A 24212-nucleotide genomic window follows, 5' to 3' on the forward strand; every position below is an offset into this window, starting at 1 on the left:
TCCGGGCCTCAGACACCGGCGGCGGTGAGGTCACCGCGCCGGAGGGTGGGGTCGTCGAAGGTGTCGGCCGGGTCGGCGCTGGTGCCCATGATCGTGTTGTCGGCGTCGACGAAGACGACGTGCGGCTCGTAGGCCTTCGCCTCCTCGGTCGTCATCTGCCCGTAGGCGATCAGGATCACCAGGTCGCCGGGGTGCACGAGACGCGCGGCGGCGCCGTTGATGCCGATCACGCCGGACCCGCGCTCGCCCGCGATCGTGTACGTCTCCAGCCGGGCGCCGTTGGTGATGTCGACGATGTGCACCAGCTCGCCGGGCAGCAGGTCGGCCGCCTCGAGCAGGTCCTCGTCGACGGTGACCGATCCGACGTAGTGCAGGTCGGCCTGGGTCACCGTGGCGCGGTGGATCTTCGACTTCATCATGGTGCGCAACATCAATTGCTCCCCTCGGGTGGGTCCTGGGTGGTCGGCCCTCCGATGGTGAGGGCCAGGTTGTCGATCAGGCGGGTGATCCCGACCCGGGCTGCGATGAGCGCGCGAGCCGGCGTGCCGGGTCCGATCTGTGCCGGGTCGGCCGGCAGCTCGGTGAGGTCCGGGGACCGGATCTCGAAGTAGTCGAGGTCGACGCCGTCAGCCGTCCGGAGCTCGGCCCGGGCAGCGTCGAGAGCGGCCTCAACGCCGTACGTCGCGTCCCTGCGGGCCGCGTGCAGCACCCGGCTGAGGGCCGCGGCCTGCCGGCGCTGCTCGGGATCGAGGTAGCGGTTGCGGCTGGACCGGGCGAGGCCGTCGGTCTCGCGGTCGGTCGGGGCGCCGACGATCTCGAGGGCGCCGCGGCTGCCACTGATGCAGAGGTCAGCGACCAGCTGCCGGATCAGCACCAGCTGCTGGTAGTCCTTCTCGCCGAAGATCGCGACGTCCGGTCCGACCAGGCCGAAGAGCTTGGCGACGACGGTGAGAACGCCGCGGAAGTGACCGGGGCGGGTGCGCCCCTCCAGGACGTCCGCAGTCGGGCCGGGATCGACCGTCACCTGCGGCTCGCCGGGATACATCTCCTCGACCGTCGGCGCGAACACCACGTCTGCACCCTCGCGGCCGCACAGCTCGAGATCGGCGTCGAACGTCCGCGGGTAGCGGTCGAGGTCCTCGTTGGGCCCGAACTGGAGCGGGTTGACGAAGACCGAGACGACGACGGTGCCGTCCCCACCGGCGCGCTCGCGCGCGAGGCGGACCAGGCTCGCGTGACCCTCGTGCAGCGCTCCCATGGTGGGCACGAGCACGACAGGACCGGCCGCCCGCTTGTCAGCGAGCAGCGTGACCAGGTCGGCGCGCGTGCGCGCGATGACAGGCGCCTTCACGGCGGTGGTCACGGATCAGCGCTCCGCGCCGTGGGTGCTGCGGACGATCGCCCCGTCGAGGAGCGCGGCGATCCGGTGCGCCCGGATCGGCAGCACCCGGCCGTCGGTGACCGCGCGGTCGAGGGTGGCCCGGGCCATCGCGACGTACGACGGCAGCGTGTCGGGCCGGTTGGCCTCGATGTCCTCGAGGTGGGCGGCGACCGTCTTCACGTCGCCGCGCACGATCGGGCCGGTCAGCGCGGCGTCGCCGTGGGCGAGGGCGTTGTCCAGCGCCGCCTCGAGCAGCGGGCGGAGGGTGCTCGCCGGATCGTCGGACCCGGCCGCGGCCAGCAGCTCCATCGCCTCGGTCACGAGGGTGACGAGGTGGTTGGCGCCGTGCGCGAGGCCCGCGTGGTAGAGCGTGCGCATCTCCTCGGGCACCCAGGTCGCACGGCCACCCAGCTCGGCGACGAGCTGCTCGGCGAGCGCGCGCTCGGCGGCACCGGCGGTGAGCCCGAAGACGCAGCCGTCGAGGCGCTCGAGGTCGACCTCGGTGCCGGTGAAGGTCATCGCCGGGTGCAGCGCGATCACCTTGGCGCCGACGGCGACGGCCGGCGCGAGCACCGCCAGACCGTGGCGACCGGAGGTGTGGACGACGTACTGGCCCTCGTGCAGGGCACCGGAGTCGGCGAGCACGCGGACCACGTTGGGCAGCATGTCGTCGGGGACGGTGAGCAGCAGCAGGTCACAGCCCCGCGCGACGGCGCTGGGCTTCTCGACCGGGACGCCCGGCAGCAGGGCGGCGGCGCGATCGCGCGAGGCGTCGGACTCGCCGGCGACGGCGGTGATCGTGTGTCCGGCCTCGCGGAGGCGGGCGGCCAGGACGGCGCCGACCTTGCCGGCACCCACTACGCCAATGCTCAGCGCGTCGGGCGCAGGCATCATCGTCGTCATCTGTTCGAACCTTTCGTTCCAATCCCTCCGACCACCCGCCGTGTGCGGGCCGGTGTGGGTACCGGACGTTTGCTCATTCGATGTAACGCAAGCGTAGGTGCAACCGATGGCGGGCGGACAGGTCACGGGTGCGTGACATGGACTACACGGCGGCGGCGCGGGTGTGACGGAGGTGACTTGAGTACGGTCATGGTGTGTTCCGGCGCCGCAGGTCGACCCCGTTGGTCAGCGTGGTGGTTCCGGCGTACGACGTTGCGGCGTACCTCCCGGCCTGTCTCGACAGCCTGCTGGAGCAGACCCTGCCCGAGCTCGAGGTCGTGGTCGTCGATGACGGCGCGACCGACGACTCCGGCGCGATCGCCGACTCGTACGCCGATCGCGACCCCCGGGTGCGGGTCGTGCACATCGAGAACGGCGGACTCGGCGCGGCGCGCAACGAGGGGATCCGGCACGCCCGCGGGGAGTACCTCGGCTTCTGCGACGCCGACGACCTGATGCCGCCGCGCGCGCTCGAGCGCCTGCTCGCCGGCGCGCGCGAGCACGATGCGCCGCTGGTGACCGGCAACGTCGTGCGGCTCGAGGGCGAGCGGCGCGCGCGGATGGGCTGGATGGACCGGTTCCACGCCGAGGCGCGCACCATCGCGATCGACGACTTCCCGGAGCTGCTCGGCGACGTCTTCGCGTGGAACAAGCTCTTCCGCCGCGACTTCTGGGACCGCGCGGGCCTCGCGTGGCCGGAGCGGATCCGCTACGAGGACCAGCCCGCGACGACCGACGCGTACCTCCGTGCGGGGCGGATCGCCATCGTGCCCGAGGTCGTCTACCAGTGGCGGGTGCGCGACGACGGCAGCTCGATCACCCAGCAGCGGGCGACCGTCGCCGACCTCACCGACCGGTGGACAACGAAGCAGATGGCGCTGGCCTCCGTCGAGGAGTACGGCGCACCCGGGGTGACCGAGGTCTTCCGCGAGCGGGTGCTGCCGGGCGACATGGGCCAGTACTTCGTGCACATCCCGGACTGCTCCGACGACTGGTGGGACCTGCTCGTCGCCGGCGTCCGCGAGATCTGGGGGCCGGCGCGGTCACTGACCGGCAGCACGCTGCCGCCCGCGCAACGGCTGATCGGGTGGCTGGTCGAGGAGGACCGCAGGGCGGACGCCGCGCTGGTCAGCTCCTACGCGCGCGGCCTGGGTGGGCCGCTGCCCCGGGTCACGCTGAGCGACGGATCGGTCCGCGTCGACGTACCGGGTCTGGACCCGGCCACCGTGGTCCCGGAGGCGATGCTGCTCCGGGACCACGAGGCCTGACGGCGCGACTCAGTCGAGCAGGCCCTCCTGCTCGAGGAAGTCCTCGGCGACGTCCTCCGGGGTCTCCCGGTCGACCGTGACCCGGACGATCAGCTCGCCGAGGGTCGCGTTGTCGAGCGCCGCCATCAGCTCGTTGAGGGGCTCCTCGACGTCCGGGTGCTCCTCGAGGAAGGCGACCGACACGGCCGGGACCAGGTTCTGTGCGGGCTGGATGCCGCGGTCGTCCTCGAGCAGCACCAGGCCCTGGTCGTCGAGGGTGCCGTCGAGGGTGCCGGTCTGGCCGAGCTGGGACTCACCGTCGAGGACGGACTGGTAGGTCTGCGGCGAGGCGTAGCCGAGGGGCAGCAGCTCGATGTCGATCCCGTAGACCTCGGTGAGCCCGGCCTCGCAGTCGTCGCGGCCGGCACAGTCGGGGTGCGCCGCGAGCTTGATCGACTCCCCCTCGAGGTCGGACAGCCGCGTGACGCCGTTGTCCTCGGAGTACTCCTGCGTCACGAAGTAGGCGTTCTGGGACGCGGCCTCGGACGGCTCGAGGAGGGTGAGGCCCTTGTCCTCGAGCAGCGGCTGCATCGCCTCGAGAGTGGCGTCGAGGTCGCTGCTGCTGATCGGCTCGGCGTTCTCCCCGTTCGCGTCGGTGTTGAGCTGGTCGCCGAGGCCGGCGACGTACTCCGGGACGATGTCGACCGACCCGGGGAACTCGCCCAGGTAGTTGGGACGGCTGTCGACCAGCTTGGTCTCGACCTCGTAGCCGGCCTCGTCGAGCAGCGCGGCGTACATCGCCGTGACGAGGGCGGCTTCGTCGAAGCTCTGGCTCGCGAGGACGACCTTGCCGCCCCCGCCCGAGCCCGCGTCCTTGCTGTCGTCGTCCTCGGCGAGGTCGTCGCCGGCACAGCCGGCGGTGATGAGGAGGCCACCCGAGAGGGCAGCCGCGATGAGGGTCCGGCGGAGGGTCATGGGTGTCTACCTTCTGTGTCCCGCGGCGGCCGCCGCGCGTGTCCGGTCGGCGGGGAGCCCGCCTGGCGCTGCTGGGCGCCTCCCGACACCTTAGATGAGCAAGTCCAAGGGGCCGTGCAAGCGAGCAGCGTTCCGGGCGTGCGATGGCAAGGCGGAGGAGGGAGCCGGGACGGAGTCCCGGCGACTGACGACAACGCCGCCAGCGTGCGTCCGGAACGTGGCGCAGCGTGCGGCCCCTTGGACTTGCTCATCTTCAGAGCGAGTCGCCGACAACGGCCCTCACCTTTGCCGGGACCCGGCGTTCGCGGGTCGGCTCGACCAGCTTCTGGGCGCCCGCCGCCGCGACCTCGAGGACCAGTGCGACCGCGGCCACGACCAGGGCCGCCCCGATCCCCTCGCTGTAGTGGTTGCGGGCGAACCCCGAGACGATGATCGCCCCGACGCCCGGGCCGGCGACCAATGCCGCGATGGTCGCCGTCGCCCAGACCTGGACCAGGGCCAGCCGCACTCCGGACATCATCAGCGGCAGCGCCAACGGCAGCTCCACGCGCCAGAACCGCTGGACGCCGGACATGCCCATCCCGTCGGCTGCCTCGAGGACGTCGTCGGGCACCTCGCGGATCGCCGTGTAGGTGGTGGTGACGAGCGGCGGCAGGGCGAAGAGCGCGAGGGCGATGAGCGTCGCCAGCCCGGCGCGTCCGTAGGGTCCGAGCTGCGCCGGGCCGGGCCAGTCGGCGGTGACGAGCACGGCGAGGAGGGCGAAGGTCGGCACCGCGCGCCCGATGTTGGAGATGTTGATCGCCAGGAACCCGCCCCGCCCGATGTGGCCGAGCCAGAGTGCGACCGGGAGCCCGACCAGCAGGCCCATCAGCAGGGCGGTCACCGTCAGCAGCAGCTGCTCGGCCAGCCGGTCGAGGAGCCCGCCCGACCCCGTCCAGCTCGCCGCCGTCGTGAGGTACTGCCAGGTCAGCTCGAAGAGGCTCATCGCGCCGCCTGCCTCGTCCACGGCGTGAGCAGCCGCTGCATGACGACCAGGAGGATGTCGAGCAGAACCGCGAGCAGCACGCACAGCACGGCAGCGGTGACCAGCTCGGCGCGGAAGTTGCGTTGGACACCGTGCGAGATCAGGTCGCCGAGCCCGCCGTACGACACCAGCGTGCCGACCGTCGTCAGCGCGACCGTCGACACCGTCGCCACCCGCATCGCCGCGACCAGCACCGGCAGCGCAAGCGGGAGCTGCACCTTGAACAACAGCCGGGTCGGTCCGTAGCCGAGGCCCACCGCCGACTCGACGACGTCGTCGGGCACCGACCGGAGGCCGTCGAGGAACCCGCGCACCAGGACGGTCAGCGCGTAGACGCCCAGGCCGATGATCACCGTGTTCGCGGACAGCCCCGTGAACGGCACCAGCAGGGGCAGCAGGGCCAGCGACGGGATCGTGTAGAGCCCCGTCGAGACGCCGAGGACAGTTGCCTCGAGCCTCGGGTAGCGGCGAGCAAGCAGGGCCAGCGGGAAGGCCAGCACCAGCCCGAGGACGACCGCGGCGACGGTGATCTGCAGGTGCTCGGTGGTGGCGGCGACGATGTCGCCGCGGCGGTCCTCGACGTACTGCGCGCACCACCACTCGTTGACCAACGCGCTGTAGCAGCTCGGCTCCCGCGCTGCTGCCAGTAGGGTCACGGCATGGACGCTATCGCGCCCCGGGGACCCGACGAGCCGATGATCCGGCTCACCGGTGTCAGCAAGGAGTACGCCGGCCGGGTCGTCGTACAGGAGCTGGACCTCGAGGTGGGGCGCGGAGAGCTGGTCTGCCTGGTCGGCCCGTCCGGCTGCGGCAAGTCGACGACGCTGAAGATGATCAACCGGCTGGTCGAGCCGACGACCGGCGTGATCGAGATCGAGGGCCGCGACGTCACCCACGCCGACCCGGTCAAGCTGCGGCGCGGGATCGGGTACGTGATCCAGCAGATCGGGCTCTTCCCGCACCAGCGGATCACGACCAACGTCATGACGGTGCCGCTGCTCTACGGCGAGTCGAAGGCGACCGCCCGGGCCCGCGCGCACGAGCTGCTGTCACTCGTCGGGCTCGACCCCGAGCAGTACGGCGAGCGCTACCCCCATCAGCTCTCCGGTGGCCAGCGGCAGCGGGTCGGTGTGGCGCGGGCGCTCGCCGCGGATCCGCCGGTGCTGCTGATGGACGAGCCGTTCGGAGCGGTCGACCCGGTGGTGCGGCGCCGGCTGCAGGAGGAGTTCCGGCGGTTGCAGCAGGAGCTGGGGAAGACCGTCGTACTCGTGACCCACGACATCGACGAGGCGGTCCTGCTCGGCGACCGGGTGGCGGTGTTCGCGGAGGGCGGAAGGCTGCTGCAGTACGCGACGCCCGCGGAGCTGCTGGCCCGACCCGTGAACGAGGAGGTCGCGACCTTCGTCGGGGCCGAGCGCGGCCTGCGCCGGTTGTCGGTCACCCGGATCGACCACGAGCACCTCGAGCCGGTCGACGGCATCAAGGCGGCCGAGCTGGCCTCGACCGTCGCCGTCGGGGCGACCCTCGAGGAGGCCCTCGCGCTGATGCTGCGTAACGACCGCGCGATGGTCGGCGTCACCGACGGCCCGCGGTTCGTCGGCGTCCTGACCCCCGCCGGCGTCCACCGGGCACTGCGGCGGTCGCTGCGGCCCTGAAATCGGCATAGTCCCTGACGTTTCTGTCGTGAATCCGTGATCGGAAAGACAGAAACGTCAGGGACTATCGCGCGTGGTGCGCCAGGTTCAGGCGCCCTTGCGGATGCTGGTGTGGGCGACGAGGGCGGCCTCGGCGGCCTCCCACTGCGCGGTCAGCATGTCGACCTCGACCTCGAGCTCGGCGACCCGGACGACGGCCTGGGTGGCGCGCTCCTCGGCGTCGCCGAGGCGCTCGCCGAGGTTGCTGTTCTCGCGCTCGGCGTAGGCGAGCTGCTCCTCGACCTCGGTCAGGCTGCGGCGGGCGTCGGCGAGCTCCTCGGCCGTGTCGGCGAGGCGCCGCTCGAGCCGGGAGACGATCGCGTCGCGCTTCGCGACCTGGCCCTGCATGTCGGCGGCGAACTCGACGCCTTCGGCCGAGCGACGCTCGTCGAGGACGCGGAAGGCCTGGGCCTGCTCGGCCCGGTCCCGCGCGGCATCGACGCGCGACGTCATCAGCTCGCTGTGGGTGATCTTGGTGGCGGCGGCGCCGAGGAGTACGGCGAACCCGCCGGCGACGGTCGTGGCCAGCCACGAGCCGCTGACCGCGGTGCCGGCGACCGCAGCGGCGGCCCCCAGCAGCAGGAGCACGGCGACCACGAGTCGGGTCGACCGCTGACGACGGCGGGAGTTGGCCGCAGGCTGAGTCATGTGGCTGAGGTTACGGGTTGTGACCAGAGTTTCTGATGCGACACGCACGCTCGAGGAGGACCGCCGCAGCGACACCGAGCAGTCCGGCCACCGCCGCCGCGACCGATCGCCAGAGCCGGTCGTCGGCCATCTCCGCCGGATCGTCGATCCAGCTCAGCCCGTAGCCGAGGTAGCCACCCGCGACGAGCGCGGCCACCAGGGCGCACGCGCGGGCCAGCACGAGCCGGTTGACGGCCTGCTGCGGGAGCAGCCGCTCGCGTCGTACGTGCACCGTTCGCCAGGTCGCCCAGGCGACGTAGCCCAGGATCACGGCGAGGAGGAGCAGCGCCAGCGGCTGACCCCAGGTCACCAGCGGGGGAACCCGGCCGAGCCGGTTGCTCACCGGGTGGAGTGCCCAGCCCAGGACGAGGCCGGCGACCGCCCACCCGACGATCACACCCGGAGGCGTGGGCCGCAGCGTGCCGAGCGGGGACTCGGGATCCTCGGGACCGTTGCCGGTGGGATCCGGCTCCGGCTGGTCCCTCACTCGTCGTACTCGAGCACCAGCTCGTCGCGGCGGGCGAGGCCGTCGGTGCCCACCTTGTCGAGCAGGACCGAGATCGGACCCATGTCGGGGATCTCGGCGTCGGGCTCGAGGTCCAGCCACGGCTTCAGCACGAACGCCCGCTCGTGCGCCTGCGGGTGGGGCAACCGGAGCGCATCGGTGTCGCTGCGCCGGTCGCCGACCACGATCAGGTCGACGTCGAGGGTGCGCGGCGCGTTGACGCCGTGGCTGCGGTCGCGGTCATAGGCGTCCTCGATCGCCAGCGCCCGGTCGAGCAGCCGGTGCGCGGACAGCGTCGTGTCCATGAGGACGACGGCGTTGAGGAACGTCGGGGAGTCCGGCGGGCAGTCGAGCGGCTCGGTCTCGTAGACCGGGGAGATCCCGGTGATCCACACGTCGGGGGTGTCGGCGAGCGCGTCGATCCCGCCCTGGAGGTTGGCCAGCCGCTCGCCGAGGTTCGATCCGAGCGCGACCACGACCCGACGGATCGGCCGCATCTCGCCGGTCAGGGTGTCGGCATCGATGATGTTCGGGTTCGGGCTCTCACTCATCGTCGGCCTCTCCCTTTCCGGGGGATGTCGGGGTTCGGTGTCGGGTGATCGTCAGCCGCACGTCGCCGAACGTCGCCTCGATCGGCGCGTCCGGCTTGTGCACGGTCACCCGAGCCCATTCAACACGAGCGTCCAAGAGGCACACACCGGCGATCCGCGTAGCGAGAGTCTCGATCAGGTCGACCGGTTCCCCCTGGACTGCCGCCGTCACCTCGCCGACGAGACTTCCGTAGTCGATCGTGTCGCGCAAGTCGTCCGACGCCGCCGCGGACGACACGTCGACACCGAGGGTGAGGTCGATCACGAACCTCTGCCCGTCCCGCCGCTCGTGCTCGAACACGCCGTGATGCGCCCAGCACTCGATGCCCAGGACGCTCAGCTCGTCACTCATCGTTCCCTCTCGATTCGGGCCACCGTGGCCAGGACGTCGCAGGTCGCCCGGACGTCGTGCACGCGGAACGCCCAGATGCCGGCCGACGCCAGGAGGGCGACGATCGCGGCATGGGCGAGCTCCCGCTCGTCGACCGGCCGGGGGTTGCCGTCGGCGCCGGCGAGCAGCTCGCCGAGGAAGCGCTTGCGGCTGGCGCCGACGAGCACCGGGAACCCGAGCTCCTGGACCCGTCCGATACCGCCGAGCAGCTCCCAGTTCTGGTCCCGGGTCTTGGCGAACCCGATGCCGGGGTCGAGCACGACCCGCTCGTCGGCGATGCCGGCAGCCCGGATGGCGGCCACCCGGGCGCTCAGCTCCTCGGCCACGACAGCGGCCACGGGTCCGTCGTACGACGTGAACTGCTGCATCCGGTCGCTGTGTGCGCGCCAGTGCATGGCGACGTACGTCGCGCTGCTCCCGGCCACGACGCCGAGGATCTCCGGGTCGGCCAGCCCGCCGGACACGTCGTTGACGATCCGCGCTCCGGCCGCGAGCGCGGCGGCCGCGACCTCGGCCCGCATCGTGTCGACCGAGACGAGGGCGCCGTCGGCAGCCAGCGCCTCGATGACGGGTACGACGCGGTCGAGCTCCTCGCCCACCAGCGGCCGGGTCGCGCCGGGCCGGGTCGACTCGCCGCCGACGTCGAGGATGTCCGCCCCGTCGGCCAGCAGCTGCCGTCCGTGCGCGATCGCGCGCTCGGTGTCGAGGAAGTGGCCGCCGTCGGAGAAGGAGTCAGGGGTGACGTTGACGACCCCCATCACCAGCGGTGTCCCCGACCTCCCCGACCGCTCCGTCATGCGCGGCAGGCTATCCCGCTCCCCCGACGCCCCGGCCGAGGGCGTTCTCCCCAGGCCGCCGGCCCGGCATTGACACGCCGTGATCCGGGTGTTCTGATTGTCCCACTCTGAACTGTCCCAATGTGAACACCGGCGGTCGACGCCGGTGTCGCCCAACTCTCGGGGGCCTTATGCGCTGCTCATTGATCCTCTTCCTCACGTCGCTGCTCCTGCCGCTGACGATCACCCACGACGCGACTGCCCGCGTCCCCGACGAGACGTCCACGACGCAGGGTGGTCGTCCGATGCACCTGGTGAAGAAGTACGACAACCTCCGGGACCCCATCTGCCGGAAGAAGCGGAGAGCGCACCACAGGCCCGGTCCTTGCAAGCGAGTCCTCACGCTCAGGACGACGTACCGCTACGCGCACCCGAACCCCGCGCGTCAGCTGACGCGGGGCGACAACGAGTTCTGGTGCAAGGACTGGTCGGCGGTCGCTCGCGGCACCTACTACGTGAACTGGAAGGAAGAGATCAAGGGGACGTACTGCTGGATCACCGGTCCCCGCTTCCCTGAGATCTACAGGAACGACTGGCGCTGCGGCTACAGCTCCGCGATCGGCTACGACGTCCGGGTCGAGGACTGCTGGGACGAGCGGCGCACGGGCGACACCACGGCCGGCTGGTGGATCTCGGTCTACGACAAGTGGCGAGTCTCGGCAGCCTTCCGGGGATTCCCGCTGCACTGGACCTACCAGATGCACGTCAACCTTCACCCGACCGGCAACATCACCCTGAAGCACGACGACTGATGAGCGAGGGCGGGTGGGTGCCGCCGCGCTACGACAAGGGCGCGGGAGCGCACCTGCCCGACCCCGCTGACCCAGCACGCTGTCTCTGTGGGCACTCGTGGCCGGCTCCGCCCTCCGTGGAGGAGTTCCGGGAGCATCGCTTCGGACCAGAGACCTGAGGCTCAGCGGGTCCCGTGCATGATCAGGCTCATCGCCTCGTTGCGGGTCGCGGCGTTGTGCATGGAGCCGCGGATCGCGGACGTGATGGTGCGGGCGCCGGCCTTGCGCACGCCGCGCATGGTCATGCAGAGGTGCTCGGCCTCGACGACGACGATCACGCCGCGGGCCTCGAGGATCCGCATCAGGGCGTCGGCGATCTGGGTGGTCAGCCGCTCCTGCACCTGCGGGCGCTTGGCGTAGACGTCGACCAGTCGCGCGAGCTTGGACAGGCCGGTGATCTTGCCGGTCTCGGCCGGGATGTAGCCCACGTGTGCGACACCGGTGAACGGCACCAGGTGGTGCTCGCACATCGACCACAGCTCGATGTCGCGGACCAGGACCATCTCGTCGTGACCGAGGTCGAAGGTCGTGGTGAGCACGTCCTCGGGCCGCAGCCGCAGGCCGGCGGTGAGCTCGGCGTACGCCCTGGCGACCCGGGCCGGGGTCTCGAGAAGGCCCTCACGCTCCGGGTCCTCGCCGACGGCGATGAGCAGCTCACGGACCGCGGCCTCGGCGCGCACGTGGTCGTAGGGAGGGACCTGCGCAGGGTCGCGGTCCGGCGTGTGGATGGGATCGGCCACCGGAGACGGACCTCAGGCGCCCATCGGCGGGCTCGGCGGCTTCGGTTCGGACGGCGGGGAGACCGGCGAGCCTCCGTAGACGTCGCCACCCGGACCGGGCGGGGTCAGGACGGCGCCCGCCTCCTCTTCCTCCGGCGCGGTGCCGTTGACCCGGTTCATCGCCGCGCGCTGGCGGATCTCCTCGGGGATCTCGACCGGCGGGAGCGTCGACGGCACCCGGGTCGGGGACCCGGTCCAGGCCGGCCGCTCCGGACGTCGCCTCAGCGGCTCGAAGATCGCGGCGACCTCCGCCTTGTCGAGGGTCTCCTTGTCGAGCAGCGCGAGAACGAGGGCGTCGAGCACGTCGCGGTTCTCCTCGAGGATGTCGAAAGCCTCCTGGTGGGCGACGGTGAGGAAGTTCTTGGTCTCCTCGTCGATGATCGCCGCGACGTCCTCGGAGTAGTTGCGGGTGTGGCCGATGTCGCGCCCGAGGAACGGCTCCCCGTTGGCCTCACCGAGCTGGATCGCGCCGAGCCGCTCGGTCATGCCGTACTGGGTGACCATCGCGCGGGCGAGGCTGGTCGCCTTCTCGATGTCGTTGCCGGCGCCGGTGGTCGGGTCGTGGAAGATCAGCTCCTCCGCGGCGCGCCCACCGAGCATGTAGGCGAGCTTGTCTTGCATCTCGCTGCGGGTCTGGCTGTACTTGTCCTCGTCCGGCAGCACCATCGTGTAGCCGAGCGCCCGGCCGCGCGGGAGGATCGTGATCTTGTGCACCGGGTCGGTGCCCGGCAGCGCCGCCGCCACGAGCGCGTGGCCGCCCTCGTGGTAGGCCGTGATCAGCTTCTCCTTCTCCGACATCAGCCGTGAGTTGCGCTGCGGTCCGGCGATGACGCGGTCGATCGCCTCGTCGAGCGCGGAGGCGACGATCTGCTTCTGGTTGTTGCGCGCGGTGAGCAGGGCGGCCTCGTTGAGCACGTTGGCCAGGTCGGCGCCGCTGAAGCCAGGAGTACGGCGGGCGACCGCCATCAGCTCCACGTCCTCCGCGAGCGGCTTGCCGCGGGCGTGCACCTCGAGGATCTGCTTGCGGCCGGCCAGGTCCGGCGCGTCGACACCGATCTGGCGGTCGAAGCGGCCGGGCCGCAGCAGGGCCGGGTCGAGGACGTCGGGCCGGTTGGTGGCCGCGATCAGGATGACGCCGCCCCGGACGTCGAAGCCGTCCATCTCGACGAGCAGCTGGTTGAGGGTCTGCTCGCGCTCGTCGTGACCGCCGCCCATGCCGGCGCCGCGGTGGCGGCCGACGGCGTCGATCTCGTCGATGAAGACGATCGCCGGAGCGTTCTCCTTCGCCTGCTCGAACAGGTCGCGGACGCGCGATGCGCCGACGCCGACGAACATCTCGACGAAGTCCGATCCGGAGATCGAGTAGAACGGCACGCCTGCCTCACCGGCGACCGCGCGGGCGAGCAGGGTCTTGCCGGTGCCCGGAGGACCGTAGAGCAGGACGCCCTTGGGGATCTTGGCGCCGACGGCCTGGAACTTGGCCGGCTCCTGGAGGAACTCCTTGATCTCGCCGAGCTCCTCGATCGCCTCGTTGCAGCCGGCGACGTCGGCGAACGTGGTCTTCGGCATGTCCTTGCTGATCAGCTTCGCCTTGGACTTGCCGAACTGCATCACGCCCCGGCCGCCGCCCTGGACGTTGTTCATCAAGAAGATGAACAGCAGGATGATCAGCGCGAACGGCAGCAGCGTGGCGAGGATCGAGCCGAGCAGGCTGGGCTGCGGGTTCTCGGAGTTCGACTTCTCGATCGTGCCCTCGGCCACCTGCTCGTCGACGGCAGCGAGGATCGTCTCCTGCTGGCCCTGGATGTAGTGGGCCATGACCTTGTCGCCCTCGTCGCGGGCGCCGGAGTCGAGCGTGGCCTCGATGGTCTGGTCACCGTCGATGAAGTTGATCTCCTTGACGTCCCCGTCGGCGATGTACTCGCTCATCCGGGAGGTCGAGACCTCGTCGTACCCCCCGCCGGGCGCGAGGAACTCCAGGGCAAGGAGGACCGCGAGGACCGCAACCACGATCCATACCCAGGGACCCCTGAACACGCGCTTCACAGACTCATCCGCTCCTACCGGGTCCCTCGGGACCCCGACCCCGGGTCACGCCCGGGCACAAGTGATCCGACGACGTTACCTGCCGCCGTACTGGTTCATTGTCGCAGCCCGGTGGTAGGACGAAGAGCCAACGAGCCACAGCCGACCAGAGGTACGTCGCCAGCGGCCCCAATTGGGCTAGGACCCGGCGCCAAGCGCGGCTCGCGCAATTATGAATAGACGTGGGGGGCGAGGGTGCCGATGTCGCGGAGGTTGCGGTAGCGCTCGCGGTAGTCGAGGCCGTAGCCCACGACGAACTCGTTGGGGATGTCCCAGCCGACGTACTTGACGTCGACCGGCATCTGCAGCGCCTCGGGCTTGCGAAGCAGCGTGCAGATCTCGACGCTCGCCGGGCCGCGCGAGCCGAGGTTGGAGGTCAGCCAGGACAGCGTCAGGCCGGTGTCGATGATCTCGTCGACGATGACGACGTGCCGGCCGGTGATGTCGGCGTCGAGGTCCTTGAGGATCCGGACGACGCCGGACGACTTGGTGCCCGAGCCGTAGGACGAGACCGCCATCCAGTCCATCTCGACGTGGCGGCCGAGCGCCCGGGCGAGGTCGGCCATCACCATGACCGCGCCCCGGAGGACGCCCACGATGACGAGGTCCTTGCCCTCGTAGTCGCGCTCGATCTCCGCCGCCAGCTCACCCAGCCGGTCGATGATCTGCTTCTCCGTGAACAACACCTCGACGAGGTCGCTCTCGACCGCCCCAGAGTCCATGTCGCTCAGGATGACACAGCGGTTCGCCGAAAGAGGAGCCGGTCGCGGTCGCGGTACGCCGTCACGTGCCCCGGCAGCTGGACCTCACCGTGAAGATCGCCGGCGGCGAGGTCGACCAGCGCGCGGACGTGGACGTGGAAAAGCTCGCTGTCGATCGCTCCGGCGTCGAGCGCGGCCAGCCGCAGGACGCGGGAGGCGACCGCCCGGTAGAGGTCGTGGAGCCGGCGGAGCGCGATGCCGTCGCCCTCGGCCCGGAGGTCGTCGTACGCCGTTCGCGCCAGCGCGTCGAGCGCCTCCACGTCGTCGCGCACCTGATCGGCGGTGCGGGCCAGGGTGGCGGCCACGCCGGGGCCGAGCTGCTCCTCGAGGAGCGGCAGGACGGTACGGCGCACGCGGACCCGCGTGTAGCCCGGATCGTCGTTGTGCGGGTCGTCCCACGGGACCAGCCCCTCGACCTGGCAGGCGGTCACCGTGTCGTCGCGGGTGACGTCGAGCAGCGGCCGCGCGTAGTGGTCGAACGCCCGCCGCATGCCGGCCAGCGATCGCGGGCCGGAGCCGCGGGTGAGGCCGAGCAGCACCGTCTCGGCCTGGTCGTCGCGGGTGTGGCCGAGCAGCACGAGCGCGGCACCGAGGCGCTCGCGGAGCTGCTCGAGGACGTCGTACCGTGCCTGCCGGGCGGCCGCTTCCGGGCCGCGACCGTCGCCGACGACCTCGACCCGGACCGTGGCTGTCTCGTCCACGCCCAGACCCACCAGCTGGGCGACGACGCGCGCCGCCTGGTCGGCTGAGCCTGGCTGCAGCCCGTGGTCGACGGTGGCGCCGACCACTCGCAGCCCCTGCCGGTGACCCTCGAAGACGGTCGCAGAGGTGAGGGCGAGCGAGTCGGCTCCGCCGGAGCAGGCGACGACCACGGCGTCCCCCGGCTCGAGACCGGACAGCACAGAGCGGACACCGCGCCGGCAGGCAGCGACGGCGGGGTGGAGCGACATGGCCCTAGTTCAGCACGCGCCGGATCCAGGCGTCGTGGTCGCTCAGCTCGGCCTTCGACGGCAGGTGGGCCGGCTCTGCCCAGACGGCGTTGAACTCGTCCATGCCGACCTTGTCGACGACCGCGCGGACGAAGCGGGCGCCGTCGCGGTACTGCGCCATCTTGGCCTCGAGGCCGAGCAGCCGGCGCAGGATCCGGTCGAGCGCGCCGATGCCCTCCCGGCGCTTGGTGAACTTGGCGCGGATCTCCTTGACCGACCCGATGACCTGGGGACCCACGTCGTCCATCACGACGTCGGCATGGCCCTCGAGGAGCGACATCATGCCGGTGACGCGGTCCAGGATCTCCCGCTGCGCGGGGGTGCTGAACATGTCGACGATGCTGCCGCCGTTGCGGCCCGCCTTGATCGCATCGGTGATCCGCTCGAGCCCGCCCTCGAGGAGCGAGCTCGGCTCGATGGTGTCGCTGATCGCCTCGATCTCGGAGAAGAGGTGGTCGCGCATCCACGGCACCGCCGTGAACTGCACCCGGTGCGTCTCCTCGTGCAGGCACACCCAGAGCCGGAAGTCGGCCGGGTCGACGCCCAGCTCGCGCTCGACGTGCACGATGTTGGGGGCGACCAGGAGCAGCCGGCCCGCCGACCCGTGGAACGGGTCGAACTGGCCCAGCACCTTGCTCGCGAGGAAGCCGAGCAGGCCACCCACCTCGGCGCCGGTGACCTTGGAGCCGACGCGCTGGGCGATCCGGTGCGGCTCCCGCTTGTCGGCCAGCTTGCGCATCATCGGCCCGGTCGCGACCTGGAACCCCTCGGCGTTGGCGCGCACCCAGCCCGGCCGGTCGACGACCAGGATCGGCGCGGTGCCGTTGGCGGCGTCGAGGCCGGTGAAGTCCCGCACCAGACCGGTGCTGCGGGTCGCGCCCGCCCGCAGCTCGGCGACCACGGCGTCGGCCTCGGCTCGGGTCACGGTCGGACCGTCGCCCGCCAGCATCGACCCGACCGACACGGCGAACGCCCAGTCCACCATCTGCGGCTCGGAGGTCGGCGCGTCAGCCGGCACGGGGCTCGTCATGCGTTGAAGCGTACGGGTGGGATGTGCAGGCGCACCCAGGGTCGGCAGTCCTTCTCAGCGGGAGCAGTAGCAGGCACCCAGCGCCGCGGCCGCGTTGTCCATCGAGATCTCGGCCAGTCCGCCTCGGTTGTCACGGACCTTGTCGGCGATCATCGCGAAGACGACGATCGATCCGTCGAGGTCGACGGCGATCCCGGCGAGCGAGGTGACGCCGGTGAGGGTGCCCGTCTTGGCGCGCACCCGGCCCGGCCCCTCGGCCGCGCCCTGGTCGAACCGGTCGGCCAGCGACCCGGTGAAGCCGGCGACGGGGAGGCTGGTGATCACCGCGCGGAGGTCGGGCTGGTCGTCGGAGGCGGCCCAGCGGATCACGTCGACGAGCAGCCGGGGCGACATCAGGTTCTCGCGGGAGAGGCCGCTGCCGTCGTACAGGACGCTGCCGTGCATGCCGATCCCGTTGGCGCGCAGCACCCGTTCGACCGCAGCCTGGCCGCCGATGAACGACCCGTCGCCCTGGTCGGCGAGACCGACGTGGCGGAGCAGCACCTCGGTGGCCTCGTTGTCGCTCACCTCGATGATCCGCTGCACGATCTGCGCCAGCGGCGCCGAGCTCACGGACGCGACGTCGCCCGCGCCGTCGTCGGCGACCGTCGCCTCGGGCGTGCCGACCACGGTGATGCCGGCGTCGGCGAGCGCGTCCGCGAACAGCACGGCGGCGGTGAGGGACGGGTCGGAGACCTTGCCGTAGCCGATCGGGTCCCGGCCCTCGTCGGCCCAGAGCGCCGTGATCGGCGAGACGACGTCGTCGGGGATGTAGTCCGCGCGCCAGTGCGGGTTCGCGGTCGGGCCGCTGAAGAGGCTGTCGTCGTAGCCGAGCCGCACCCGTCGTACGCCGTCGTAGCGGAGCGAGCGCGCCGTCTGCCGCGCGAGGGTGACCACGTCGGCCTTCTTCGGCGCGAACGTCGCCTCGGTGCTGGTGCCCCACTGCGACTGCGGGCTGCTCAGCAGGAACGGGTCGCCGCCGCCGACCAGCACCAGCTGCGGCGTGCCGCCGCCGCGCTCGAGAACGGTGCGGGTCTCGAAGACGTGGTCCGGGCCGAGGAGGAACAGCGCGACCGCCGACGTCACGACCTTGGTGGTCGAGGCGGGGATGCCGACCTCGGCGCCGGACGAGGAGTACGAGAAACGTTCGCTGTTGCCGGTCAGCGGCGCCACGGCGGCGAGCACACTGCGGCCGAGGTCGCGGTCGGACAGGTTGCCCGCAAGCGCGGACTCGACGGCCGCGAGGTCGAGCCGGCCGGCGTCGGCAGCGGGTGCGACCGCACGCGGCTTGCGCACCGGAGGTACGTCGAGGCCGGGCGGTGGTGCGACCGACGCCGGGTCGATCGGCTGGTCGGCGTCGTCTCCGAGGAGGTCCGCGAGCCAGCCGAGCTGCCAGCCGCCGACCACGGCGACGAGCAGCAGCGCCAGTGCGGCGGACACCCACCCGACGAGGGACCCACGGGTGTGGTCTGGGTCACGCTCGGCCACGGTCCGACCCCTCTCGACTGCGCGTTCGGGCACATTCTGCGGGAGGATGCTCGCAGTAGTGGAAACGGGCCTCCCGCTGGCCCCGCGGAGTGGAGGAAGAAGTGCTGGAGTTCGACGTCCTCGTGGAGATCCCCAAGGGGAGCCGGAACAAGTACGAAGTCGACCACGAGACCGGTCGGATGCGTCTCGACCGCTTCCTCTTCACCTCGACGATGTACCCCGCCGACTACGGCTACATCGAGGACACCCTCGGCCAGGACGGCGACCCGCTCGACGCGCTCGTGCTGCTCCAGGAGCCCACCTTCCCCGGCTGCCTCATCCGCTGCCGCGCGATCGGCATGTTCCGCATGACCGACGAGAAGGGCGGGGACGACAAGGTCCTCTGCGTCCCCACCAGCGACCCGCGGATGGAGCACATCCGCGACATCAACCACGTCCCGAAGTTCGACCGCCTCGAGATCCAGCACTTCTTCGAGGTCTACAAGGACCTCGAGCCCGGCAAGTCCGTCGAGGGCGCCGACTGGGTCGGCCGCACCGAGGCCGAGCTCGAGATCGACGCGTCGTTCAAGCGGTACGTCCCGCCGGCCGACCACTGAGCCCGTCGCGTCGTCGTACCTGAAGTTCCGGCCCTGATTTCGTCGAAATCAGGGCCGTTTCTTCAGGTACGACGCGCTACCCGCGCTTGATCGCCCGGAAGTAGCCGATCGCTCCGCTGCGGTCGAGTACGACGTCCGCCATCCGCTGCGCGTCGAGCCAGCTCACCAGCTGCGCCCCGGTGCAGCCCGGGCCGAGCAGTCCGGCGGCCCGGCCGACCCGGCGCATCGGCTCGTGATGGAGCCCGCTGTCGTTGAGCAGGGCGCTGCCGGTCAGCACGCCGCCGGGCTTGAGCACCCGGACCATCTCGATGACGGCCCGCGCGGGGTCCGGGAAGCAGTGGAGCCCCGTGAACGAGACGACGAGGTCGAACGAGGCGTCGTCGAACGGCAGGTCGCCGACGTCGGCGATCCGCGGCTCCACCTGGTCGGCCACGCCGCGCCGCTCGGCGGCGCGCATGGTCCGGTCGAGCATCGTCTGCGCGATGTCGGCAGCGACGTACTCCACTCCCTGGGCGGGCTTCAGCCCCCGGAGGGCGACCCCGCCGCCGCAGGGGATGTCCAGCACCCGGGCGCCGGCCGGCTGGCGCCCGATCTCGGCCGCGGCGTCGTACAGCCGCTGGAGGTCGCTCTGGATGCCGATCCGCCAGGCCAGGCCGCCGAGGCGCCGGTGCTCCACGGTCCAGTCGTAGAAGTGGGCCCAGAGCGGGTCGTCGTCCCAGCCGCCCAGGCCCGGGATCCGGCTCAGCTGCACGGTCACTCCTCGCCCCACGCCAACAGCGCCTCGGAGCGCAGCATCTCGCGGGGCACGCCGAAGGCGCGGACCAGCTCACCGGCGACCGGTCGGACGCGGCGGCAGAGATCGTTGACCTCGCGCGAGATCGTCTTGGAGCGCTGGGTGGTGAGCCGCCCGTGCTCCATGAACCAGGCCCGGTCCGCCTCGATCGACGACAGCGCGTGCAGGTCGCAGACCAGGTTGAGGACGGTCTTGAGATCGCCGTCCGGCTGCTCGGCCACCGCGTCGAGGAACGCGTCGAGGACGAGCCGCTCGACATGGGCGCGCGCTGCGGCGACGACGTGGTCCTGGACCCGCGAGAAGACCTCGCCCGGGTTCATCCCGGCGTCGATGCCGCGCTTCAGCCGGCGGGCGACGCCGCCGATCATGTGCTCCTCGCGGAACTCGAACATCGCCCGGTGGTAGTTGGGGTCGAGAAGGCCGGCGTCCTGGTCCCACTTGTCGCCGCCGAACGCGTCGCGCAGCTGCTCGAGCAGCTTGTGCGCCCGGGAGCGTTCGAGCACGGTCTCGACGGCGAGGTTCGCGACGAACCGCACCATCCCGAACTGGTCGAGGTCGGAGAAGTCGCTGGCGTAGTCCGTCAGCAGGCCCTTGGCGACCAGCTGCAGCAGGACGTGGTTGTCGCCCTCGAAGGTCGTGAAGACGTCGGTGTCCGCCTTCAGCGCGGCGAACCGGTTCTCCGACAGGTAGCCGGCGCCGCCACAAGCCTCGCGGCACTCCTGGATGGTGCGGGTCGCGTGCCAGGTCGCGAGCGCCTTGGTGCCCGCTGCGCGGGACTCCAGCTGACGCCGGGAGACCTCGTCGGTGGTGATGCCGGAGAAGACGTCGTGCAGTCGTGACGACAGCACCTGCTGGCCGAAGTGGAGGGCGTAGGTCCGCGCCAGCAGCGGCAGCAATCGGCGCTGGTGCATGCCGTAGTCGAGCAGCAGCTGCTCGGCATCCTCCTCGGTGGCCTCGAACTGCCGGCGGCGCAGGCCGTACTCGACCGCGATCGTCAACGCGACCTTCGCGGCGCTGAGGCCCGCGGCGCCGACGCACACCCGTCCCTGCACGAGCGTGCCGAGCATCGTGAAGAAGCGGCGGTTGGCGTTGTCGATCTCACTGACGTACCGACCGTCCTCGGTGACCTGGGCGAACTGGTCGAGCAGCGCCTCACGGGGCACCCGCACCCCGTCGAACCGGATCCGGCCGTTGTCCACGCCGTTGAGGCCCATCTTGGGCCCGTCGTCGGTGATCGTGACCCCCGGCAGCACGGTCCCGCCGTCGCGGATCGGTACGACGAGCGCGTGCACGCCGTGCCCCTCGCCGCCGACGATCAGCTGCGCGAACACCGCTGCCAGCTGGGCGTGCTTGGCGGCGTTGCCGATGTAGTCCTTGGTCGCCGACGGAGTCTCCGTCTGGATGACGAACTCCTGCGTGTCCGGGTCGTAGGTCGCCGTCGTCCCCAGCGCCTGGACGTTGCTGCCGTGACCGGTCTCGGTCATCGCGAAGCAGCCCATGATCTCGCCCTTCACCAGTCCGGCGAGGTAGGCATCGTGGTGGCGCTTGGTGCCGAGCTGCAGGATCGCCCCGCCGAAGAGCCCGAACTGCACGCCGACCTTGACCAGGACCGACAGGTCGCCGAACCCGAGGGTCTCGAAGGCCGCGACGGACGCGCCGATGTCGCCCCCGCCGCCGTACTCCTCGGGGAAGCCCATCCCGGTCTGGCCGGTGGCCGCCAGCTCGACGACGACCTCCTTGACGCGCTCGCGGAACTCGTCGCGCGTCATCGTGTCCGCGTCGTCGAGCACCGATGCGTACTGCACCAGTCCTTCGCGCACGGTGCCGCGGATCTCGGCGTACCGGCCGTCGAGCAGCGCGGTCAGGGCGGGGAGGTCGACGCTGAGGTCGCCGTACGGCGACGCTTCCAGGTCCGACACGGGCGGGGACTGCTGCACGTCGCTGGCCATGCCCGCACGCTACCGATGCGTCAGGGCCTCGCGCAGTGCGTCGGCGGGCTTTTAGGGCCTGGCGTAGTGCGTTGGAGGAATCCAATAGAAGATTGACTCTTCGGTCACCGGGCGGCCGGTGCGCAGGGCGTGGATGATCGTGCCGTCGCCGGCGTACAGCGCGACGTGGTAGATCGAGCTCGCGCTGCTCGACGATCCCCAGAAGACCAGGTCGCCGGGCTGCAGGTCTCCGGCAGCGATCGGGGTCGATTGCTCGTACTGGGCGACGGAGTAGTGCGGCAGCGACTTCCCGCCCGCGCTCCACGCACCCATGGTCAGGCCGGAGCAGTCCCAGGCGTCCGGTCCGGCGGCGGCCCAGACGTACGGCTCGCCCAGCTGGGCGCGGGCGAACGCCACGGCTGCCGAGGCGCCGCCGGTGTCGGTGGGCGGCGCGGGGTCGGAGTCGTCCGGCTCGGTCGGCTCGGTCGGCTCGATCGGCTCCGTTGGCTCGGTGTCGTCGGCGGGCGGCGGGTCCTCGGCCTGCTCCTGCTGCTCCTGCTGCTGGCGGGCCTCGAGTGCGGCCTGCTCCTGGCGCTGTTGCTCCAGCGCTGCCTGCCGCTCCTCGGCGAGGGCGACGCTGATGCCCTCCAGGTGAGCCAGCCGGCGTAGCAGGCGGGCCTTCTCGGCGCTGACGCTCTCGGCGGCAGCGGCGGCCGCAGAGACTGCGGACTCCGCGTCCTCCTTGGCGGTCCAGGCGTCCTCAGCAGCGTCGGCCGCGTCGGCGGCGGCATCCTCGGCCGCCTGCTCGGCGTCCTCGGCTTCGCCGGCCGCGGTCTCGTAGGCGGTCCGCTTCTCCTCGAACTCGCCCTGGACGATGCTCGCGGTGGCGTCGCGGTCGAGCAGCGAGGACAGCCCGTCGGCGTCCAGCATCGCGTTGAACTCGGCCAGGTCGGGGCTGCCCCCGACGAAGGTGGTGAGCACCGCGTCGCGGTAGTCGTGCTTGACCGTGGCCAGCTCCCGGGCGGCCCGGCGCGACTCGCGGGTCGCCTGCCGCTCGGCCTTCCTCGCCTCGGTCAGTCGCCAGCGGGCGCCGTTGTAGGCCTCCGCGGCCTGCTGGGCGGCGACGGCGGCGGCCTCGAGGTTGGCGTTCGCGGCGTCGATCTGGGCCTGGATGCCCTCGACGTCGTCTGCCGCTCCCTCGGCCCGGCGCTCGGCGTTCTCGACGTCGCCGTGCGACGGTGCGTCGGGGTCGGAGGGGTCAGCGCTCGCGGGGGCTGTCACCAGCACGACGGCAAGCAGGAGTGTCCCGATCACGGGGCGGCGCACAGGGAGTCTCCTCCGGGTCGACGGCAGCGGCCAGCGGTTGCTCCGGACGACTTCCCCGTCACCCGTGCAACTTGAAGCACGCTAGTGCTCATTCGTCACAAAGGAAACAGAAATCTCAGATTTCTCAGGAGTCACCGGCGTGTCGGCTTGCGAACTACACCGATGTAGTTCTCGCACTCCGCGAGTCGGCGCAACTCAGAACGCGCCGACTCGGCGCCATACAAGGCCCGAGACGCGCCGACTCGGCGCAGCTCAGTCGCGGTCGACGGGGACCTTGGACGTGGTCGTGGTGGGGTGCGAGTGCAGCCCGCGGTCGAACTTCTGCCCGCTCGCTAGCGCACCGAGGTAGAACGACACGATCGCGATCGCGACGCCGGCGATGTCGTCGGCGACGTAGTGCCAGCCGAAGTAGAGGGTGGCGATGACGGTCAGGGCGAAGTTGATCCAGACGATCCACTTCACGACCTTGTTGTTGATCGTGTACTGCACCATCAGTGCGACCAGCAGGGTGATCGCGCAGTGCAGGCTGGCGAACCCGGCGACGGAGTTCACGATCTCGGTGGCTTCCGGGTCGTAGAGGACCCGGTGCCGTGCGGCGGTGATCGACTCGAGCAGGTCGTTGGTGGGCGTGTGCGCGATGTCCTCGTACAGGGAGGGGTACTGGATGCCCGGCCCGAGCGTCGGCAGCAGGTAGTAGGAGAACGTGCCGAGCGACCAGGCCAGGCACTGCGAGGTCACGAACCAGTAGCCGTAGGAGATGTTGCGCGACCACACCATCCAGGCGGTCACACCGATCGGCACCATCGGCAGGAAGAACAGGTAGATCGGCGACAGGATGTAGGCGGTCGCAGTGTCGCCGAAGACCGTGTGCAGGACCGTCGACGGGTCCTGCCCGAAGAACAGGATCTTGTCCATCACGTGCAGCTCGCGGTCGAACGAGACCGGCGACGTCCTCATCGGGTCGGGGTTGGTGTCCCGCACGAACGGCAGGTTCGACTTGAGGTTCCGGTAGCTCACGTAGGTGACGTAGAAGCACATCACCCCGAGCGCGACCAGGATCAGTCGCTCCTTGCCCCAGTGCGTCCGCATCCGCTCGCGGACGAGGGGCCAGATCGAGGTCGGCCGGCCGCGCGAGAGCCACATCGTCCGTGGGATCAGGTCGATGCCGAGGCCGAAGAGCAGCAGCAGCGGCAGCCGGACGTACGACGGCCCGAGGAAGCTGCCCTCGGGGTCCAGCAGCGGACGGTCGTACTTGATCGAGACGAAGACCGCCAGAGACCCCATGACGAGCGCCGTCCCGATGAGGAGGCTGTAGGCGCGGCGATACACCCGCGG

General features: G+C 71.1%; 25 protein-coding genes. 4 read left to right on the forward strand and 21 right to left on the reverse strand.

What is annotated here, in order from left to right; all coding sequences use genetic code 11:
* Positions 1-8 precede the first annotated feature (8 nt).
* Genes panD through D0Z08_RS12915 form a run of 3 tightly spaced genes read right to left on the reverse strand, consistent with a single transcriptional unit; the run spans position 9 to position 2284 of the window.
* Positions 9-431 (reverse strand): aspartate 1-decarboxylase, encoded by a 423-nt coding sequence (gene panD / locus D0Z08_RS12905; RefSeq protein ID WP_118925659.1) that lies wholly within the window; start codon positions 429-431, stop codon positions 9-11.
* Positions 431-1363 (reverse strand): pantoate--beta-alanine ligase, encoded by a 933-nt coding sequence (gene panC, locus D0Z08_RS12910; protein ID WP_245993920.1) that lies wholly within the window; start codon positions 1361-1363, stop codon positions 431-433. Before panC ends, panD begins: the two co-directional genes overlap by 1 nt.
* A gap of 3 nt (positions 1364-1366) precedes the next feature.
* Positions 1367-2284: a Rossmann-like and DUF2520 domain-containing protein gene (locus D0Z08_RS12915; RefSeq protein ID WP_118925660.1), complete on the reverse strand. Its 918-nt coding sequence runs from the start codon at positions 2282-2284 to the stop codon at positions 1367-1369.
* Between the two features lie 194 nt (positions 2285-2478).
* Between D0Z08_RS12915 and D0Z08_RS12920 the strand changes: the two genes are divergently transcribed.
* Positions 2479-3591 (forward strand): glycosyltransferase family 2 protein, encoded by a 1113-nt coding sequence (locus D0Z08_RS12920; RefSeq protein WP_118925661.1) that lies wholly within the window; start codon positions 2479-2481, stop codon positions 3589-3591.
* A gap of 9 nt (positions 3592-3600) precedes the next feature.
* On the opposite strand, the gene D0Z08_RS12925 is transcribed toward D0Z08_RS12920, so the two are convergent.
* The 3 genes from D0Z08_RS12925 to D0Z08_RS12935 form a co-directional block, all read right to left on the reverse strand.
* Entirely contained in the window at positions 3601-4545 is a 945-nt protein-coding gene (locus D0Z08_RS12925) for an ABC transporter substrate-binding protein (protein WP_118925662.1), read from the reverse strand.
* Between the two features lie 253 nt (positions 4546-4798).
* Positions 4799-5530 (reverse strand): ABC transporter permease, encoded by a 732-nt coding sequence (locus D0Z08_RS12930; protein ID WP_118925772.1) that lies wholly within the window; start codon positions 5528-5530, stop codon positions 4799-4801.
* Positions 5527-6225, reverse strand: a complete 699-nt coding sequence (locus D0Z08_RS12935; RefSeq protein ID WP_118925663.1) for an ABC transporter permease — start codon at positions 6223-6225, stop codon at positions 5527-5529. Before D0Z08_RS12935 ends, D0Z08_RS12930 begins: the two co-directional genes overlap by 4 nt.
* A 3-nt stretch (positions 6226-6228) precedes the next feature.
* On the opposite strand from D0Z08_RS12935, the gene D0Z08_RS12940 reads away from it, so the two are divergent.
* A complete protein-coding gene (locus D0Z08_RS12940) occupies positions 6229-7224 on the forward strand; it encodes an ABC transporter ATP-binding protein (protein WP_281271729.1) in 996 nt (331 codons plus the stop codon).
* Between the two features lie 87 nt (positions 7225-7311).
* Here D0Z08_RS12940 and D0Z08_RS12945 read toward each other — a convergent pair whose 3' ends face one another.
* The 5 genes from D0Z08_RS12945 to folP are packed head-to-tail and all read right to left on the reverse strand — an operon-like array spanning position 7312 to position 10233.
* Positions 7312-7911: a hypothetical protein gene (locus D0Z08_RS12945; RefSeq protein ID WP_147381422.1), complete on the reverse strand. Its 600-nt coding sequence runs from the start codon at positions 7909-7911 to the stop codon at positions 7312-7314.
* Positions 7912-7921: 10 nt separating this feature from the next.
* Positions 7922-8437: a DUF3180 domain-containing protein gene (locus D0Z08_RS12950; RefSeq protein WP_118925666.1), complete on the reverse strand. Its 516-nt coding sequence runs from the start codon at positions 8435-8437 to the stop codon at positions 7922-7924.
* Entirely contained in the window at positions 8434-9006 is a 573-nt protein-coding gene (folK, locus tag D0Z08_RS12955) for a 2-amino-4-hydroxy-6-hydroxymethyldihydropteridine diphosphokinase (RefSeq protein WP_118925667.1), read from the reverse strand. The genes D0Z08_RS12950 and folK overlap by 4 nt, the downstream gene beginning before the upstream one ends.
* Entirely contained in the window at positions 8999-9397 is a 399-nt protein-coding gene (gene folB / locus D0Z08_RS12960; RefSeq protein WP_118925668.1) for a dihydroneopterin aldolase, read from the reverse strand. Before folB ends, folK begins: the two co-directional genes overlap by 8 nt.
* Positions 9394-10233 (reverse strand): dihydropteroate synthase, encoded by an 840-nt coding sequence (folP, locus tag D0Z08_RS12965; protein WP_245993921.1) that lies wholly within the window; start codon positions 10231-10233, stop codon positions 9394-9396. The genes folB and folP overlap by 4 nt, the downstream gene beginning before the upstream one ends.
* Before the next feature lie 182 nt (positions 10234-10415).
* On the opposite strand from folP, the gene D0Z08_RS12970 reads away from it, so the two are divergent.
* Positions 10416-11024: a hypothetical protein gene (locus D0Z08_RS12970; protein ID WP_147381423.1), complete on the forward strand. Its 609-nt coding sequence runs from the start codon at positions 10416-10418 to the stop codon at positions 11022-11024.
* Between the two features lie 161 nt (positions 11025-11185).
* On the opposite strand, the gene folE is transcribed toward D0Z08_RS12970, so the two are convergent.
* The 6 genes from folE to dacB form a co-directional block, all read right to left on the reverse strand.
* Complete coding sequence (gene folE / locus D0Z08_RS12975; RefSeq protein ID WP_425454057.1) at positions 11186-11803, reverse strand: GTP cyclohydrolase I FolE; 618 nt, start codon at positions 11801-11803, stop codon at positions 11186-11188.
* Between the two features lie 12 nt (positions 11804-11815).
* On the reverse strand, positions 11816-13888 hold the full coding sequence (ftsH, locus tag D0Z08_RS12980) for an ATP-dependent zinc metalloprotease FtsH (RefSeq protein WP_118925671.1): 2073 nt from the start codon (positions 13886-13888) through the stop codon (positions 11816-11818).
* A gap of 209 nt (positions 13889-14097) precedes the next feature.
* The gene (gene hpt / locus D0Z08_RS12985; RefSeq protein ID WP_118925672.1) at positions 14098-14649 is read right to left on the reverse strand and encodes a hypoxanthine phosphoribosyltransferase; all 552 of its coding nucleotides are present in this window, start codon (positions 14647-14649) and stop codon (positions 14098-14100) included.
* A 5-nt stretch (positions 14650-14654) separates the two neighbouring features.
* Complete coding sequence (tilS, locus tag D0Z08_RS12990; protein ID WP_118925673.1) at positions 14655-15638, reverse strand: tRNA lysidine(34) synthetase TilS; 984 nt, start codon at positions 15636-15638, stop codon at positions 14655-14657.
* 4 nt (positions 15639-15642) lie between these two features.
* The gene (locus D0Z08_RS12995) at positions 15643-16707 is read right to left on the reverse strand and encodes a zinc-dependent metalloprotease (protein WP_245993922.1); all 1065 of its coding nucleotides are present in this window, start codon (positions 16705-16707) and stop codon (positions 15643-15645) included.
* A gap of 54 nt (positions 16708-16761) precedes the next feature.
* Positions 16762-18234: a D-alanyl-D-alanine carboxypeptidase/D-alanyl-D-alanine endopeptidase gene (gene dacB, locus D0Z08_RS13000; protein ID WP_147381424.1), complete on the reverse strand. Its 1473-nt coding sequence runs from the start codon at positions 18232-18234 to the stop codon at positions 16762-16764.
* A gap of 89 nt (positions 18235-18323) precedes the next feature.
* Here dacB and D0Z08_RS13005 point away from each other — a divergent pair, with 89 nt between their 5' ends.
* Positions 18324-18830 carry an inorganic diphosphatase gene (locus tag D0Z08_RS13005; protein WP_425454058.1) on the forward strand — a complete coding sequence of 169 codons (507 nt, stop codon included), beginning with the start codon at positions 18324-18326 and terminating at the stop codon, positions 18828-18830.
* 76 nt (positions 18831-18906) lie between these two features.
* Here the strand turns inward: D0Z08_RS13005 and D0Z08_RS13010 are convergent, their stop codons facing one another.
* The 4 genes from D0Z08_RS13010 to D0Z08_RS13025 all read right to left on the reverse strand — a co-directional run bounded on the left by D0Z08_RS13010 (position 18907) and on the right by D0Z08_RS13025 (position 24206).
* Entirely contained in the window at positions 18907-19581 is a 675-nt protein-coding gene (locus D0Z08_RS13010) for a class I SAM-dependent methyltransferase (RefSeq protein WP_182481283.1), read from the reverse strand.
* A gap of 2 nt (positions 19582-19583) precedes the next feature.
* Positions 19584-21572 carry an acyl-CoA dehydrogenase family protein gene (locus tag D0Z08_RS13015; protein ID WP_118925676.1) on the reverse strand — a complete coding sequence of 663 codons (1989 nt, stop codon included), beginning with the start codon at positions 21570-21572 and terminating at the stop codon, positions 19584-19586.
* Between the two features lie 51 nt (positions 21573-21623).
* Positions 21624-22877 (reverse strand): C40 family peptidase, encoded by a 1254-nt coding sequence (locus tag D0Z08_RS13020; protein WP_118925677.1) that lies wholly within the window; start codon positions 22875-22877, stop codon positions 21624-21626.
* 252 nt (positions 22878-23129) lie between these two features.
* Positions 23130-24206 (reverse strand): phosphatase PAP2 family protein, encoded by a 1077-nt coding sequence (locus tag D0Z08_RS13025; protein ID WP_245993923.1) that lies wholly within the window; start codon positions 24204-24206, stop codon positions 23130-23132.
* Positions 24207-24212 lie beyond the last annotated feature (6 nt).

Origin of the sequence: Nocardioides immobilis (assembly GCF_003515065.1) — a bacterium.
In the GTDB taxonomy this organism is placed as follows: Bacteria; Actinomycetota; Actinomycetes; order Propionibacteriales; family Nocardioidaceae; genus Nocardioides; species Nocardioides immobilis.

What these genes read in the sequence shown, in the direction of transcription:
- panD (WP_118925659.1), bottom strand. Translation starts at nt 431, where the DNA reads ATGTTGCGCACCATGATGAAGTCGAAGATCCACCGCGCCACGGTGACC.
- D0Z08_RS12915 (WP_118925660.1), bottom strand. Translation starts at nt 2,284, where the DNA reads ATGACGACGATGATGCCTGCGCCCGACGCGCTGAGCATTGGCGTAGTG.
- D0Z08_RS12925 (WP_118925662.1), bottom strand. Translation starts at nt 4,545, where the DNA reads ATGACCCTCCGCCGGACCCTCATCGCGGCTGCCCTCTCGGGTGGCCTC.
- D0Z08_RS12930 (WP_118925772.1), bottom strand. Translation starts at nt 5,530, where the DNA reads ATGAGCCTCTTCGAGCTGACCTGGCAGTACCTCACGACGGCGGCGAGC.
- D0Z08_RS12940 (WP_281271729.1), top strand. Translation starts at nt 6,229, where the DNA reads ATGGACGCTATCGCGCCCCGGGGACCCGACGAGCCGATGATCCGGCTC.
- D0Z08_RS12945 (WP_147381422.1), bottom strand. Translation starts at nt 7,911, where the DNA reads ATGACTCAGCCTGCGGCCAACTCCCGCCGTCGTCAGCGGTCGACCCGA.
- folK (WP_118925667.1), bottom strand. Translation starts at nt 9,006, where the DNA reads ATGAGTGAGAGCCCGAACCCGAACATCATCGATGCCGACACCCTGACC.
- folB (WP_118925668.1), bottom strand. Translation starts at nt 9,397, where the DNA reads ATGAGTGACGAGCTGAGCGTCCTGGGCATCGAGTGCTGGGCGCATCAC.
- folP (WP_245993921.1), bottom strand. Translation starts at nt 10,233, where the DNA reads ATGACGGAGCGGTCGGGGAGGTCGGGGACACCGCTGGTGATGGGGGTC.
- hpt (WP_118925672.1), bottom strand. Translation starts at nt 14,649, where the DNA reads ATGGACTCTGGGGCGGTCGAGAGCGACCTCGTCGAGGTGTTGTTCACG.
- tilS (WP_118925673.1), bottom strand. Translation starts at nt 15,638, where the DNA reads ATGTCGCTCCACCCCGCCGTCGCTGCCTGCCGGCGCGGTGTCCGCTCT.
- D0Z08_RS12995 (WP_245993922.1), bottom strand. Translation starts at nt 16,707, where the DNA reads ATGACGAGCCCCGTGCCGGCTGACGCGCCGACCTCCGAGCCGCAGATG.
- D0Z08_RS13015 (WP_118925676.1), bottom strand. Translation starts at nt 21,572, where the DNA reads ATGGCCAGCGACGTGCAGCAGTCCCCGCCCGTGTCGGACCTGGAAGCG.